We start from the raw sequence: 14,128 nt of genomic DNA, 5'->3' as shown, positions 1-14,128 counted from the left end.
TTTCTCAAATCGACCAGGTATCACTGCCATAGCTGCCGATAACACCACGTTCGGCCAGATACTTTTCTACTTCCGCGACAAGTTCGTCAATGTCACGGCCTGCGGTGTTGAGATGCAGCTCTGGCGAAAGCGGTGCTTCATAGGGTGAATCTATGCCGGTGAAAGCCTTGATCTCACCGCGAAGCGCTTGCGCATAAAGCCCTTTCGGATCACGCGCCATGCATTCTTCAATCGGCGTATCGACAAAGATTTCGATGAATTCACCCTCTGGCAGACGAGATCGCACGCGGTCCCGTTCGGAACGGAACGGCGAAATGAACGAGACCAGCGTAATCAACCCGGCATCAGCCATTAGCCCCGCCACCTCGCCAACACGACGAATATTCTCGGCCCGGTCCTCATCAGAGAAGCCAAGATCGCTGTTGAGACCATGACGCACATTATCGCCATCCAGCAGATAGGTGTGCTTACCCAGCGCATGAAGCCGCTGTTCCAGCCTGTTGGCGATGGTGGATTTGCCAGAAGCGGACAGACCTGTGAACCAGAGCACGGCCGGTTTCTGGAATTTTTGCGATGCCCGTGCCTGCTTATCGAGATCGAAAGCCTGCAAATGCACATTGGTTGCCTGACGCAACGTGCTATCGATCATACCAGCGCCGACGGTTGCATTGGTGAGACGATCAATCAGCACGAAAGCGCCGGTCACGCGGTTGTCCGAATAGGGATCAAACACGATCTGATCCGCCGTCTGAAGATGGCAGAGCCCCACTTCATTGAGATCCAGATGCGCCGCATCTTCGCGGGCAAATGTATTGACGTCAGTGCGGTATTTGATCTCGCTGATCGTCACCGGCGTCTGATCGGTTTCGGTGCGCAGCAGATAGGAGCGCCCCGGCTGCAAAGCTTCTTCACCGAACCAGACGATGTCGGCCGCAAAGCGATCTGCCACTTCAGGCCGCGCTTCTGCACCCACCAGCATGTTGCCGCGAGAGACTTCAATCTCGTCGTCGAGAACCAGCGTAACCGCCTGCCCTTCCGTTGCACGCGGTAGGTCACCGTCATAGGTGGCGATGCGTTTAACCTTCGATTGCTTGCCCGACTTTGCGACCACGACCGTATCGCCTTCGGCAATCGATCCAGACGCAACGGTGCCGGAAAAACCCCGGAAATCGAGGTTTGGCCGGTTCACATATTGCACAGGAAAGCGGAAAGGCTTGCCGATAGCGTCTGTATCAAGACGCACCGTTTCAAGATGCTCCAGAAGATACGGCCCCTGATACCAGCCAATACGCGGTGAAAGGCTGCTGACATTATCGCCAAAGCGTGCCGACAGCGGGATGGCCTGAATACTGGCAAAGCCCAGGTCTTTGGCGAAGCTCATATAATCCGCAACTATGCGATCAAACGTACTTTGCGAGAAATCGACCAGATCGATCTTGTTGACAGCCACGACAATGTGCCGGATGCCCAAAAGCGAAGCGATAAAGCTGTGACGGCGCGTCTGTGTGAGCACACCCTGACGCGCATCAATCAGCACCACTGCGAGATCGGCGGTGGAAGCCCCCGTCGCCATGTTGCGGGTATATTGCGCATGGCCGGGCGTATCAGCCACGATAAACTTGCGGCGCGGTGTCGAGAAAAAGCGATAGGCCACATCAATAGTGATGCCCTGCTCGCGTTCGGCTTCCAGACCATCGACCAGCAGCGCAAAGTCGAAATCGTCATCCGTGGTGCCGAATTTTCGGCTGTCGTTCTTCAGCGTCGCAAGCTGATCCTCAAAGATCAGTTTGGTGTCATAGAGAAGTCGCCCGATCAGCGTTGACTTACCGTCATCGACCGAACCGCAGGTGAGAAACCGGAGCAGCGTCTTGCGTTCCTGATCGGCGAGAAAGTCACTGACCGCCGCACTTGTTACAGAAGGCTTCAATACGGCGTTCATCAAAAATAGCCCTCACGCTTCTTCTTTTCCATTGAGCCCGCCTCATCGCGATCAATGGCGCGGCCCTGACGCTCGGATGTGCGGGCGATCAGCATTTCTTCCACAATATCGGAAAGATTGGTGGCGCTTGATTCAATCGCACCCGTCAGCGGATAGCAGCCGAGCGTGCGGAAACGCACCAGCCGTTCCTCCACCTTCTCGCCGGGCAGCAAAGTCATGCGGTCATCATCGAGTTTGATCAGCATGCCATCGCGCTCAACCACCTGGCGAGGCGCCGCGAAATAGAGCGGCACAATCGGGATATTTTCCTGCAGGATGTACTGCCAGATATCGAGCTCGGTCCAGTTGGAGAGCGGAAAGACGCGGATCGATTCACCAGCAGAAACGCGCGTATTATAGACCTTCCACATTTCCGGTCTCTGGTTCTTCGGATCCCAGCCATGCTGTGCATTGCGGAACGAAAAAATGCGCTCCTTGGCGCGTGATTTTTCCTCATCACGACGTGCGCCGCCAAAGGCGGCATCAAACTTGTATTTATCAAGCGCCTGCCGCAAACCCACTGTCTTCATGACATGGGTATGGACGTTTGAGCCGTGCGTGAACGGACCGACACCATCGCGCACGCCGTCTTCATTGATATGAACCAGCAGCTCAAAGCCCTTTTCTCGGGCTTGCGCATCGCGAAACTCGATCATTTCGCGGAATTTCCAGGTCGTATCGACATGAAGGAACGGAAATGGCGGGGGAGCTGGATAAAAAGCCTTCATCGCCAGATGCAGCATGACGGAGGAATCCTTGCCCACCGAATAAAGCATCACCGGATTGGAGAAGGTCGCGGCAACTTCGCGGAAAATATGAATTGCTTCTGCTTCCAGACGCTCAAGATGCGTCAGGTTTTTGGTCAGGGATGCATGATGCACGTCTGTTTCTCCCGGAAACCGGCTAACTAACTTTACTTTGAAGCGCATCTTGCCCGAAAACCGTTTCACACTTTTCGGGATGCACTCTGATGGTCGCGGGAGGGTGGGCGAATGCCTTGATCCGGCGCAGATGTGGTAAAACCACGTTGTGCGCATTGTCGTGAAAGACAGGGCAAAAGGAAAAGTATGCTATCGCGTATTGCGAGAGGGTTAAGCGAAAACTTGCCTGTTTTAAGCCCGAAGCAGGAAGAAACTTGCGCCGGATCGAAAAGTGCAATTTTCGCCCAAGTTGCGGAAAATACTACTAAATTTGTGGTATTAAGACGGTTTTAAAGGAGTAAATTGTCCTTCGGGCAAGACCGCCGAAGGATTAAGCACCGTTACAGAAGGCCAAAAGTGCGCGCCTTGGCGACAGCCTGCACCTTATTGACCGCAACAAGCTTGATAAGAACATTGCTGATGTGGAAATTGACGGTGCGGGTAGAGATGTTGAGGATTTTTCCGATAATCTCAGCCGTCTTTCCTTCGCTCGTCCACCGCAGTATCTCACGCTCGCGCGCCGTCAGATTAACCTCTGCCACACAATTGATGCTTGGAACATCGACATGTTCGTACATAGCGAGATGCAGAAGGTTGGCTACAATCTGCATCTGGCGACGCAGCAACGAGGTTTCACCTTCTGACAAGGCCGGTTTTTCGCGCAGGAATGTAAGAATTCCAAAAACGCCCTGAGCTGCCCAGCACGGCTGGGAGATTCCAGCCTTCAAACCAAACACTTGTGCATCCGCCCATATTTGTGGGGCCTCCGCAAATTGTCGAGCCGACCAAACCAAAGGCTCGATGCTGTTTATGCCCCGCCTGATAATCGGATCGATATCCACATATTTCTTGGCGGCATAGTGCTTCTGCCAACCGTCCGGCAGGGATTCAAACCGCACCCAGCGAGCAACACTGTTTAAAGACGGCACACACATGGCATATGAAGCATATTGAAAGCCGAGCGCTTCAGCATAAGATCTAACATGTTCAAATAATTGCTCTGCATTGTCGGATGATTGTATCTTTTCGTATAAATCTTCCCATTTCATCGCATAAATCCCAACATTTTCCTTATGAAGCAATATTTACTCTGAAAACGCTGCAAGCAGGCACACTCCGGCATCAGAGCACATTTCGATCTGATTGAATCAGATCGGGCTCTGACATTTTGTTTTGACACGCATCTTTTCCGAAAACCGTTTCACACTTTTCGGGATGCGCTCTAAAACTCTGCCAGACAAACAAATATAAACTGAAGGGATTCTATGGCGCCGGAATCCGCGAATTCAAATCATCGACTACAAAACCGTAAGCCACCTGTATTACATAACACATGATTCCTGAGCCATCTATACAGAATGGTTTCAAGTTCTTACGTCGCTTTCACAAAACCAATATTTATTCTCTATAAATAGAATTTTAGTAAATAAATATAAAAGCCCCGCACTGCGGGGCTTTATCATTATTATTTCATAAATTACTCAAGCAGCAGCTTCAACCGGCTCCGGCGTCTGACCGGGAATGTAGTTAAGGATCGGCCCAAGCCAGCGCTCGACCTCCTCAACGCTCATACCTTTACGCTCGGCATAATCCTCAACCTGATCACGCTCCACCTTGGCGACACCGAAATAATAGCTTTCGGGATGGCCGATATAGAGACCCGACACGGACGAGCCCGGCCACATGGAATAGCTTTCCGTTAGCTCAACGCCAGTCTGTGTGGTTGCATCCAACAATTCAAACAGGGTCTTCTTTTCCGTATGGTCTGGCTGTGCGGGATAGCCCGGTGCCGGGCGGATACCTGCATAACGCTCGTGGATCAGATCATCATTGGACAGTTCTTCACCCGGTGCGTAGCCCCAGAACTCATTACGAACGCGCTGATGCATAAGTTCGGCAAAGGCTTCTGCGAAGCGGTCGGCCAGCGCTTTAACGAGAATGGACGAATAATCGTCATTGGCCCGTTCAAAGCGTTCAGCAATTGCCACTTCCTCGATACCTGCCGTCACGACAAAGCCGCCGACATAATCCGATTTGCCGCTGTCTGCAGGCGCAACAAAGTCAGACATAGCGACATTCGGACGTCCATCGCGCTTCGACAATTGCTGACGCAGCGTGAAGAAGGTTGCGAGCTCTTCCTTCCGGCTTTCATCGGTAAAGAGACGAATATCGTCGCCCACTGTATTGGCAGGCCAGAAGCCAATTATGCCACGCGGCGCAAACCACTTCTCATCGATGATCTTTGCGAGCATAGCCTGCGCATCAGCCCAGAGCTGACGCGCAGCCTCACCCTGCTTTTCATCTTCGAGAATAGCCGGATAACGGCCCTTCATCTCCCATGTCTGGAAGAATGGCGTCCAGTCGATATAACGCGCAATCTCTGCGAGATCGTAGTTCTCGAATGTTTTGGTGCCAAGGAATGTCGGCTTTGGCGGTGTGTAGGCGTCCCAGTCGAGCTTGTGGGCGTTTTCGCGCGCGCGAGCTAGTGGCAGACGCTTCTTTTCTGCCTCATTGCGCGCATGCGCTGCCGCAACCTTGGCATATTCCTCACGAATGCCCTCGACATAGCCCGCCTTGTTTTCAGGCGACAGCAGATTGGAAACAACACCCACCGCACGGCTGGCGTCGATCACATAGACCGCCTGCCCCTGCTCATAACGCGGATGGATTTTCACTGCCGTATGCACACGACTGGTCGTCGCACCACCGATCAGCAGCGGCACGTTGAAGCCTTCGCGTTCCATTTCAGCCGCCACGTGCACCATCTCGTCGAGCGATGGCGTGATAAGACCAGACAGCCCGATGACATCGACATTTTCAGCGCGTGCCGTATCGAGAATTTTCTGCGTCGGCACCATCACGCCGAGATCGATGATCTCGTAATTGTTGCAGGCGAGAACCACGCCGACAATGTTCTTGCCGATGTCGTGCACGTCACCCTTGACGGTGGCCATCAGCACTTTACCGGCGCTCTGACGACCTTCACCACCATTCAGGCGCTTTTCTTCTTCCATGTAAGGCAGAAGCACAGCAACAGCCTGCTTCATCACGCGGGCGGACTTGACCACCTGCGGCAGGAACATTTTGCCTGAGCCAAACAGATCGCCCACCACATTCATGCCAGCCATCAGCGGACCTTCGATGACATGCAGCGGACGCGCTGCCGCCAGACGAGCCTCTTCGGTATCGGCTTCAATATATTCGGTAATGCCGTTGACGAGCGCATGCGAAAGCCGCTTTTCGACCGACCATTCACGCCAGCTCAGATCCTGCGTCTTGGCTTCTTTTGTGCCGCTGTCGCGGAAACGCTCCGCGATTTCGAGCAGTCGTTCCGTCGCGTCATCACGACGGTTCAGCACCACATCTTCGCAGGCTTCGCGCAGTTCCGCGTCAATCGTATCGTAGACCGCGAGCTGACCGGCATTGACGATACCCATATCCATGCCGACCTGAATGGCATGATAAAGGAAGACGGCATGCATCGCTTCGCGCACCGGCTCATTGCCTCGGAACGAAAAGGACAGGTTTGATACACCGCCCGAAATATGGGCGTGCGGCAAGGTCGAGGTGATCTTGCGCGTCGCTTCAATGAAATCGACGCCGTAATTATTGTGCTCATCAATGCCGGTCGCGACCGCAAAGACGTTCGGATCGAAGATGATGTCTTCAGGCGGGAAACCAACCTGCTCGGTCAGAATTTTATAAGCGCGGGTACAGATCTCGACCTTACGCTGTTCGGTATCCGCCTGTCCCGTTTCGTCAAATGCCATGACGACGACCGCCGCACCATAGGCGCGCACCAGACGTGCATGATGCAGGAAGGCCTCTTCGCCTTCTTTCAACGAGATCGAGTTGACGATTGGCTTGCCCTGCACACATTTCAGGCCAGCCTCGATCACCTCCCATTTGGAGCTGTCGATCATCACTGGAACACGCGCAATATCCGGCTCTGCCGCAATCAGGTTGAGGTATTCAACCATGATCTTCTGGCTGTCGATCAGACCTTCATCCATGTTGATGTCGATGATCTGCGCGCCGTTTTCCACCTGGTCGCGCGCCACATCGAGCGCTGTCGAATAATCGCCAGCCTTGATCAGCTTGCGAAAACGAGCTGAACCCGTGACGTTGGTACGCTCGCCGACATTGACGAAAGGAATATCCTTGGTCAGCGTAAAAGGTTCAAGGCCGGACAGGCGCATCAGTGGCGGCACCTTGACCGGCTTGCGCGGCGGATGCTTGGCGACGGCTGCGGCAATTGCGCGGATATGGTCCGGTGTCGAACCACAGCAGCCGCCAACCACGTTGACGAGGCCTTCACGCGCAAAAGCTTCGATCTGCGCGGCCATGGCTTCCGGGCTTTCGTCATATTGGCCGAATTCGTTCGGAAGGCCCGCATTCGGATAGGCACAGACAAATGTATCGGCAATGCCTGCAATTTCCGCGAGATGTTCGCGCATTGCATTGGCACCGAGCGCGCAATTAAGCCCAATGGTGAAAGGCTTGGCATGGCGCAGCGAATACCAGAATGCCGTTGGCGTCTGGCCGGAAAGCGTGCGGCCTGAAAGATCGGTGATCGTGCCGGAAATCATCACCGGCAGATGCACGCCCTTCTCAAGGAACACTTCTTCGGCGGCAAAAACGGCGGCCTTTGCGTTCAGCGTATCGAAGATGGTTTCAATCAGAATAATGTCGGAGCCGCCATCGATCAGGCCGCGAATCTGGTCGGCATAGGCAATGCGCAGATCATCGAATGTCACCGCACGATAGCCCGGATTGTTGACATCCGGCGACAGCGACGCGGTGCGGTTTGTCGGTCCCAAAGCACCTGCAACAAAGCGGCGGCGACCATCTTTCTGCTGCGCACGGAGAGCCGCGCGACGCGCAAGACGCGCGCCGTCGCGGTTCAGTTCATAGACGGCATCTTCCATGCCGTAGTCGGCCTGCGCGATGGTGGTCGAGGAAAATGTATTGGTTTCGAGAATATCAGCGCCAGCCATTGCATAGGCATAGTGAATTTCTTCAATCGCCTTTGGCTGGGTGAGTGTCAGAAGATCGTTGTTGCCCTGCAACTGGCAATCGCAGGCACCGAAACGCTCGCCGCGAAAATGCTCTTCGTGAAAGCCAAGTCCCTGAATCTGCGTACCCATGGCACCGTCGAGAATCAGAATGCGCTCGCTTGCGGCTTTGGTCAGTGCTGCAAGCACTTCCGAACCGTCCGGCTTTGCCGCCGTTGAACCAAAAAGATTATCGAGGGAAGACGTCATAGGGGATTACCACCTGTATTCAGATACGCTTCATCGCTACAACACCGCCCGAAATCCGCAAAGGATTTTCAGTAAACGCGATGCGTAGATTACTTCATAGCGCGCGCGTTTGACGGTTCTGCATGAACCCACAGCACACGAGGTGCATTTAATGACATAAACATATCTTTATGTCAATTCGAGTGGCTCATTTTGAATCGCTGTTCGTGTCCTCACCAAACTATTGCCGTTGAGAAGAAAAAGTGAGTTTTACCAGCCACCTACCCGCCACATTGCGGGAGCAAAATGGGTTTCAGGGACGTTGATAACAAAGCCTCTATACTAGGGAGAATCCGATGAAGAGATTTGCATCTTCCTTCTTCGCAGCGTGTCTGTCACTCGGCATAGGCGTGCCAGCCGTAACAGCAAGCGCCAATGCGGCACAGCCAACAACGCTCATCGCACCTACAACCTCACCCGGCGCACAAGCTCCGGTCGAGAAGGTGCAATATTACGATTACCGCGGCGATAGACGCCATTGGCGCCATCATCGGCCACGCTATCGGGATGGCTACAGGCATTATCGCCCCCATTATCGGCCATACTATCGAGATTGGGGGCCACCACCGATCTATCGCCATCCACCCCGCTATCGCTCGGCACCGATGTATCGCGGTGGCAACGCGCATGTGCGCTGGTGTTACAATCGCTATCGCTCGTACCGCGCCTATGACAATACGTTTCAGCCCAACTATGGACCACGGCGTCAGTGCTATTCGCCTTATATTTAGAGCGCATCCCGAAAAGTGTGAAACGGTTTTCGGACAAAGATGCGCGTTAAAACAAATATTTAGAGCGCCGATCTGATCCAATCAGATCGAAACGCGCTCTAAACAAAAAAGCCCCGGACAAACCGGGGCTTTTCCATAGTAGTGAATATCTCAAAGATCAGGTTACGAAAGCCCCGATAGATGCTGCGACCAATCCAATCGCAATGGCTATCATAACGCCATAAATGCGAGGTTTATCGAAAAGCACGGCAAAGGCAGAGAACCAGGCCACCACCGCCGCACCCAGCGCAAAAAGAAAACCGGGCTTGTCGCCATGGTAAAGATTGGCCGCCATCAGTGCGCCGACGATCAGCGCGCCAAACACGATCATCAGCCCTGTGGCATAGCGTTCGTAATCGTCCATCTAAAATTCCTCGTCCCGATCACGCCAAACGCGCGCCAGAAGATATCGCTCATTCATTTGGCCATTTAAAGACATAGTCATTTCCCATGTCATTGGCGGGTTATTCTCACACAATCACTATTTGCTTCGTTCTTCAACCATTTCGCAGCATGATCCGCTGCAATTGTTGCGACTTTCACGCAGGTGTTTTCGCAGAAACCCCAACTCATGTTATGATTGCAGCCATGGAATCGTCTGGTCTCAACATCTTTGAAACACCGATAGGCCCTTGCGGCATCGCCTGGCATGCAGACAAAATCGTCGGCGTGGAGATCGGAGATGCAGATGGAAATGAGACGCGTTACAGGCTGAAAAACCGCTTTTCTGATACTGAAGATGAAACGCCACCGCCATTCGTCACAGAAGCTATCGACAAAGTTCGCATACTTCTTAAAGGCGGTGATCCGGATTTCTCCGCGACACCACTCGCGCTTGATTCGGTGCCCGACCTCAATCGCCGGGTCTACGAAGTCCTTCTGGAACTCAAAGCTGGCGAGACTATCACCTATGGCGCAATCGCGCGCAGGCTGGGCGATGTCAGTCTTTCACAGGCGGTGGGCTATGCGCTCGGCAAAAACCCTTTTCCGATTATCGTGCCCTGCCATCGGGTTTTGGGCTCCAATGGCAAGGTCGGCGGTTTTTCGGCTGCGGGAGGTACTGCGACCAAGCTGCGCCTGCTCAACATCGAACGCGCCAGAACATCATCAGAGCCTGATTTGTTCGGTGGCTTGCCGTTGCAGGCACGACCGACACCCGAAGACTAATTACGCAAACTCCGCCAACCCGATTGATGCAGCTGATCTACGATCAATCCGACGGCATCATTGGTTGAGACCGACGCTGTATCGATCACAAGACGTGGTCTATCCCAAGACTCATATTGACGAGACTGAACAGAGCTCCATGTCGGCTGAGATGGGTCTTGAGACTTCTCTCGACGTGTCTCAACGCGTCTTTTGTGCTCCGCTAAATCGGAACAGATGATTTCCACTTCCGTGAGCGGCACTTTCGCGGAAATCGCCACAGACCCGTAGGCATCGCGCGTAATTTTGAGAGGGTTTACAGAATCTGCAATGACCGTGTGCCCAATCGCCAGATTATCCGCAGCAAGCCGGTAGGCGGTCAAATAACCTGCAGTTCCTGGCTGTGAAAGCACATCGGCAGCAACGATTGCATTTTCAATTGTGTCAATTCGCAAATAAAAAGCGGGCAAAATGCCCGCCAGTTTATGTGCAATCGTGCTCTTTCCAACACCCGGCAAACCTGCAAACACGATAAACATATGCCTGTCACCTTCTGTCAAAGCCAGATTGGGTATAAAGCCTGTCAGCTCTTGTCGGTCACGACATCTGCCGAGAAGCGCAGCTCGCGCATAGGACGTACATACTGCGTAGATGCGTCATATGTCGGATGGCTTTTGTACGCGAAAAGCGCTTCCTCATCCTTAAATTCGGCATAGACAACGAGGTCGATCGCGTTGCCCATCGGGTCGACCTTGGAATTCGGCAGGACTTCAAACACGTCGGAATAAGGAATAGTGCCCAACTGCTCCAAACCCTTACGGACAACATCGATGTCCTGATCTGGCTTGACGCTGAAGAAAACAATGTGGCGGATCACGTCTTGTCTCCAAATCCAGAGCGGTTCTGGTCAACATGAAACCATTCGAACCGCTCTATCTTTTTATTTTGACGCATTATCCGATGCAAAACCGCTTCGCACTTTTGCTGGAAATGCTTTGATGGGGCGTATCTACCCCATCAAGCGAACAAGCAAAACTACAAAAAGGTGATTGCTAAGAATTAGCCAGCCTTAATTCGCCGCCAGGCAAATCCACCCTCTTGCTGCACCGAACCACGACCGGGCTGATAGTAGCCCGGTGTGTCTACGAGACGCTGCTCGCCAAGGCGGCTTTGCGCGACCTTGTTGGTCACCTGAAGACTGTCAAAGCCAGTGCGCAGCATAAGCGCTGCCTGATCGATCAGCACGTCGCCTGTCGCACGCAATTCGCCCTCAAAACCTGCACGACGCAGAACTTCGGCTTTTGAATAGGAGCGTCCATCATTGAAAGCTGGAAACTGCAAAGCGATGACTGGCAGACTTGCCAGATGATCGAGCAAAGGCTCGATCTTCTCACCCGGCGTGACCGACACACCGATACGGCGATTGGAAGAACGGCGCTTCTCCTCATCAAGCCCCAGCCAGACGGCCAAAGGGATGATGATCGCAGGTGCATCACCTGCGGTTTCCAGATCATCCGCAAAAATATAGTCATCTTCACGAAAGCCTTGCTCAGACCAGAGCTTCGTTTCAGGTGTGGTTTCGCTCATTTCTGGTCCAAAGCTCCTAGGTTTTTCAGGCTATCCGTAAGACCGGTCAAGTGGATGCCGCATTCGGTCTTTTCTGATCCTGCCCAGCGCCCTGCGCGCTGATCTTCGTCGTCGCTTACCGGTCGTGTGCAGGGCATGCAGCCGATGGACCGATACCCCTGCTCTGTCAGCGGGTGGACGGGGAGATCGTGCATGCGCGCATAGGCACGCAAATCGTCGGCACTCATACGCGCAAGCGGATTGATACGAATACGCGGGCCAACTGATTCAAAAACCGGCAAAGCATTGCGGGTCGAGGCCTGAAACTGTTTCCGGCCGGTCATCCATGCATCATAAGGCGCGACAGCGCGCGCCATCGGCTCCACCTTGCGAATGAAACAACAGCGATCCTTGTCGGTCATCGACAAGGCACCGAACGGATCATCGGCTTTCACGTTTTCCTCTAGCGGCAAAATATCCTGCACATCGAGAAGACCCAACCGATCCACGAGATCATGCCGATAATCGAGCGTTGCGCGGAAATGCTTGCCCGTATCGAGAAACAGAACCGGTGTTGCCGGATCGATCTCAGAAATCATGTGCAGCAGCACAGCCGATTCAGCACCGAATGATGAAACGACTGCAATGCGCCCATCAAAGAGTTCGCGCGTGCTGAGCGCAATCACCTCTTGCGGAGAGGAAGCCCCATGGCTCCCCTCCAGCAGACGGGCTTGCGCCTCTGCTATCTGATCTGAATTGGGATCAAGGTCAGGCCGCACGGCTCACTTCTCCATAAAGCGCGCGTTTGAACGGCTCCATACCCACCCGGCGATAGGCAGCAAGGAAAGTCTCTTCGTTGTTTTCGCGCAAACCGAGATAGGTATCGACCACGGTTTCAATGGCATCGACCACTTCTTCGGATGAAAATCCGCGTCCGGTAATGTCGCCAATCGACGAATGCTCGTCCGCCGAGCCGCCAAGCGTGATCTGGTAAAGCTCTTCGCCCTTTTTCTCGACGCCAAGAATACCGATATGGCCGACATGGTGATGACCGCAGGCATTGATGCAACCGGAAATCTTGATCTTGAGATCACCGATTTCAAGCTGGCGCTGCTGGTCGCCGAAGCGCTCTGAAATGCGCTGTGCAACCGGGATCGAACGCGCATTGGCCAGCGCGCAATAGTCAAGGCCGGGGCATGCGATGATGTCGGTGATCAGCCCGGCATTGGCTGTAACCAGACCATCCGACTGAAGTAGATCGTAGACAGCAGGAAGATCCGCTTTCGCCACATGCGGCAGGACCAGATTCTGCTCGTGGCTGACGCGAATTTCATCAAAAGAATAGGTTTCGGCAATATCCGCCACCAGTTCCATCTGCTCCGCACTCGCATCGCCCGGAATCCCGCCAATAGGTTTCAGCGAAATCGTGACGACGGCATAGTCCGGGTTCTTGTGTGGCGTAACATTGCGCTTGGTCCATGCCGCAAAATCAGCGTCGGATTTCTGCGTGACCGCCAGAATTTCCCAGCCTTCGGGACGCTGTGGTAAATCCGGCATCCGGAAATAGCTTTCAATCGCATCAATATCACGCTGCGGCAGTTTCAGATCACCGTAACGGATCTGTTCCCACTCGGCATCGATCTCTTCCACCAGCGGCTCCACGCCAGTTTCATGAACGAGGATTTTGATGCGCGCCTTATATTTGTTATCGCGGCGTCCATAGAGATTATAGACGCGGACGATAGCCGTCACATAGGTCAGCATGTCCTCAAGCGGCAGAAAATCACGGATTTTCTTGGCGACCATCGGCGTACGCCCCTGTCCGCCACCGATATAGACGGCAAGGCCCAGTTCGCCTGCTTCGTTCTTCTTAAGCTGCAGGCCGATGTCATGCACCTGAATGGCTGCACGATCATGTTCAGAACCGACAATCGCGATCTTGAACTTGCGTGGCAGATAGGAAAACTCCGGATGCAGCGACGACCACTGGCGTAGAATTTCTGCCAGCGGGCGCGGATCGGCTACTTCATCATGAGCTGCACCTGCAAAATGATCTGCCGTCACATTGCGAATGCAATTGCCCGAAGTCTGGATCGCATGCATTTCGACTTCGGCCAGTTCTTCCAGAATTTGCGGCACATCTTTCAGTGCTGGCCAGTTATACTGGATGTTCTGACGCGTTGTGAAATGCGCGAAACCGCGATCATAATCGCGCGCAATGGAGCCAAGCCTGCGCAGCTGGCGGCTCGACAATGTGCCGTAAGGGATCGCAACACGCAGCATATAGGCATGTAATTGCAGATAAAGACCGTTCATCAGCCGCAAAGGCTTGAACTGGTCTTCCGTCAATTCGCCAGAAAGGCGACGCCCAACCTGATCCTTGAACTGTGCAACACGGGCCGCAACAAAGTCGCGGTCAAATTCATCATAACGATACATATTTAC

General features: G+C 53.6%; 12 protein-coding genes. 2 read left to right on the top strand and 10 right to left on the bottom strand.

The genetic code is table 11. From position 1 onward, the window contains the following. Positions 1-4 precede the first annotated feature (4 nt). From cysN to metH, 4 genes are all read right to left on the bottom strand, one after another. Positions 5-1,939 carry a sulfate adenylyltransferase subunit CysN gene (cysN, locus tag ACSME1_RS08265; protein WP_024898133.1) on the bottom strand — a complete coding sequence of 645 codons (1,935 nt, stop codon included), beginning with the start codon at positions 1,937-1,939 and terminating at the stop codon, positions 5-7. Next, complete coding sequence (gene cysD / locus ACSME1_RS08260) at positions 1,939-2,859, bottom strand: sulfate adenylyltransferase subunit CysD (RefSeq protein ID WP_024898134.1); 921 nt, start codon at positions 2,857-2,859, stop codon at positions 1,939-1,941. The genes cysN and cysD overlap by 1 nt, the downstream gene beginning before the upstream one ends. 380 nt (positions 2,860-3,239) lie before the next feature. Further along, a complete protein-coding gene (locus tag ACSME1_RS08255; RefSeq protein WP_024898135.1) occupies positions 3,240-3,947 on the bottom strand; it encodes a LuxR family transcriptional regulator in 708 nt (235 codons plus the stop codon). Between the two features lie 432 nt (positions 3,948-4,379). Then, on the bottom strand, positions 4,380-8,162 hold the full coding sequence (gene metH, locus ACSME1_RS08250) for a methionine synthase (protein ID WP_105534754.1): 3,783 nt from the start codon (positions 8,160-8,162) through the stop codon (positions 4,380-4,382). Between the two features lie 335 nt (positions 8,163-8,497). On the opposite strand from metH, the gene ACSME1_RS08245 reads away from it, so the two are divergent. Beyond that, positions 8,498-8,932, top strand: a complete 435-nt coding sequence (locus tag ACSME1_RS08245; RefSeq protein WP_084486824.1) for a BA14K family protein — start codon at positions 8,498-8,500, stop codon at positions 8,930-8,932. Between the two features lie 157 nt (positions 8,933-9,089). On the opposite strand, the gene ACSME1_RS08240 is transcribed toward ACSME1_RS08245, so the two are convergent. After that, positions 9,090-9,335 carry a hypothetical protein gene (locus tag ACSME1_RS08240; protein WP_024898138.1) on the bottom strand — a complete coding sequence of 82 codons (246 nt, stop codon included), beginning with the start codon at positions 9,333-9,335 and terminating at the stop codon, positions 9,090-9,092. A gap of 224 nt (positions 9,336-9,559) precedes the next feature. Between ACSME1_RS08240 and ACSME1_RS08235 the strand changes: the two genes are divergently transcribed. After that, positions 9,560-10,138: a methylated-DNA--[protein]-cysteine S-methyltransferase gene (locus ACSME1_RS08235; RefSeq protein WP_024898139.1), complete on the top strand. Its 579-nt coding sequence runs from the start codon at positions 9,560-9,562 to the stop codon at positions 10,136-10,138. Here ACSME1_RS08235 and ACSME1_RS08230 read toward each other — a convergent pair. From ACSME1_RS08230 to ACSME1_RS08210, 5 genes are all read right to left on the bottom strand, one after another. Next, positions 10,135-10,656, bottom strand: a complete 522-nt coding sequence (locus ACSME1_RS08230; protein WP_024898140.1) for an AAA family ATPase — start codon at positions 10,654-10,656, stop codon at positions 10,135-10,137. The two genes, ACSME1_RS08235 and ACSME1_RS08230, sit on opposite strands and share 4 nt — an antisense overlap. Before the next feature lie 44 nt (positions 10,657-10,700). Further along, complete coding sequence (locus ACSME1_RS08225; protein WP_024898141.1) at positions 10,701-10,994, bottom strand: Dabb family protein; 294 nt, start codon at positions 10,992-10,994, stop codon at positions 10,701-10,703. Positions 10,995-11,176: 182 nt separating this feature from the next. Continuing rightward, positions 11,177-11,704 carry a DUF934 domain-containing protein gene (locus ACSME1_RS08220; RefSeq protein WP_024898142.1) on the bottom strand — a complete coding sequence of 176 codons (528 nt, stop codon included), beginning with the start codon at positions 11,702-11,704 and terminating at the stop codon, positions 11,177-11,179. Beyond that, a complete protein-coding gene (locus tag ACSME1_RS08215) occupies positions 11,701-12,462 on the bottom strand; it encodes a phosphoadenylyl-sulfate reductase (RefSeq protein ID WP_024898143.1) in 762 nt (253 codons plus the stop codon). The genes ACSME1_RS08220 and ACSME1_RS08215 overlap by 4 nt, the downstream gene beginning before the upstream one ends. Continuing rightward, positions 12,452-14,122 (bottom strand): nitrite/sulfite reductase, encoded by a 1,671-nt coding sequence (locus ACSME1_RS08210; RefSeq protein WP_024898144.1) that lies wholly within the window; start codon positions 14,120-14,122, stop codon positions 12,452-12,454. Before ACSME1_RS08210 ends, ACSME1_RS08215 begins: the two co-directional genes overlap by 11 nt. Positions 14,123-14,128: the final 6 nt, after the last annotated feature.

The sequence above is a fragment of the Brucella pituitosa genome (genome assembly GCF_965577835.1).
Taxonomy (GTDB): Bacteria; Pseudomonadota; Alphaproteobacteria; order Rhizobiales; family Rhizobiaceae; genus Brucella; species Brucella pituitosa.
The sequence above is the reverse complement of the archived record's forward strand: the minus strand, read 5'-3'. Positions and strand labels throughout refer to the sequence as shown.

What these genes read in the sequence shown, in the direction of transcription:
- cysN (WP_024898133.1), bottom strand. Translation starts at nt 1,939, where the DNA reads ATGAACGCCGTATTGAAGCCTTCTGTAACAAGTGCGGCGGTCAGTGAC.
- ACSME1_RS08255 (WP_024898135.1), bottom strand. Translation starts at nt 3,947, where the DNA reads ATGAAATGGGAAGATTTATACGAAAAGATACAATCATCCGACAATGCA.
- metH (WP_105534754.1), bottom strand. Translation starts at nt 8,162, where the DNA reads ATGACGTCTTCCCTCGATAATCTTTTTGGTTCAACGGCGGCAAAGCCG.
- ACSME1_RS08245 (WP_084486824.1), top strand. Translation starts at nt 8,498, where the DNA reads ATGAAGAGATTTGCATCTTCCTTCTTCGCAGCGTGTCTGTCACTCGGC.
- ACSME1_RS08240 (WP_024898138.1), bottom strand. Translation starts at nt 9,335, where the DNA reads ATGGACGATTACGAACGCTATGCCACAGGGCTGATGATCGTGTTTGGC.
- ACSME1_RS08235 (WP_024898139.1), top strand. Translation starts at nt 9,560, where the DNA reads ATGGAATCGTCTGGTCTCAACATCTTTGAAACACCGATAGGCCCTTGC.
- ACSME1_RS08230 (WP_024898140.1), bottom strand. Translation starts at nt 10,656, where the DNA reads ATGTTTATCGTGTTTGCAGGTTTGCCGGGTGTTGGAAAGAGCACGATT.
- ACSME1_RS08220 (WP_024898142.1), bottom strand. Translation starts at nt 11,704, where the DNA reads ATGAGCGAAACCACACCTGAAACGAAGCTCTGGTCTGAGCAAGGCTTT.
- ACSME1_RS08210 (WP_024898144.1), bottom strand. Translation starts at nt 14,122, where the DNA reads ATGTATCGTTATGATGAATTTGACCGCGACTTTGTTGCGGCCCGTGTT.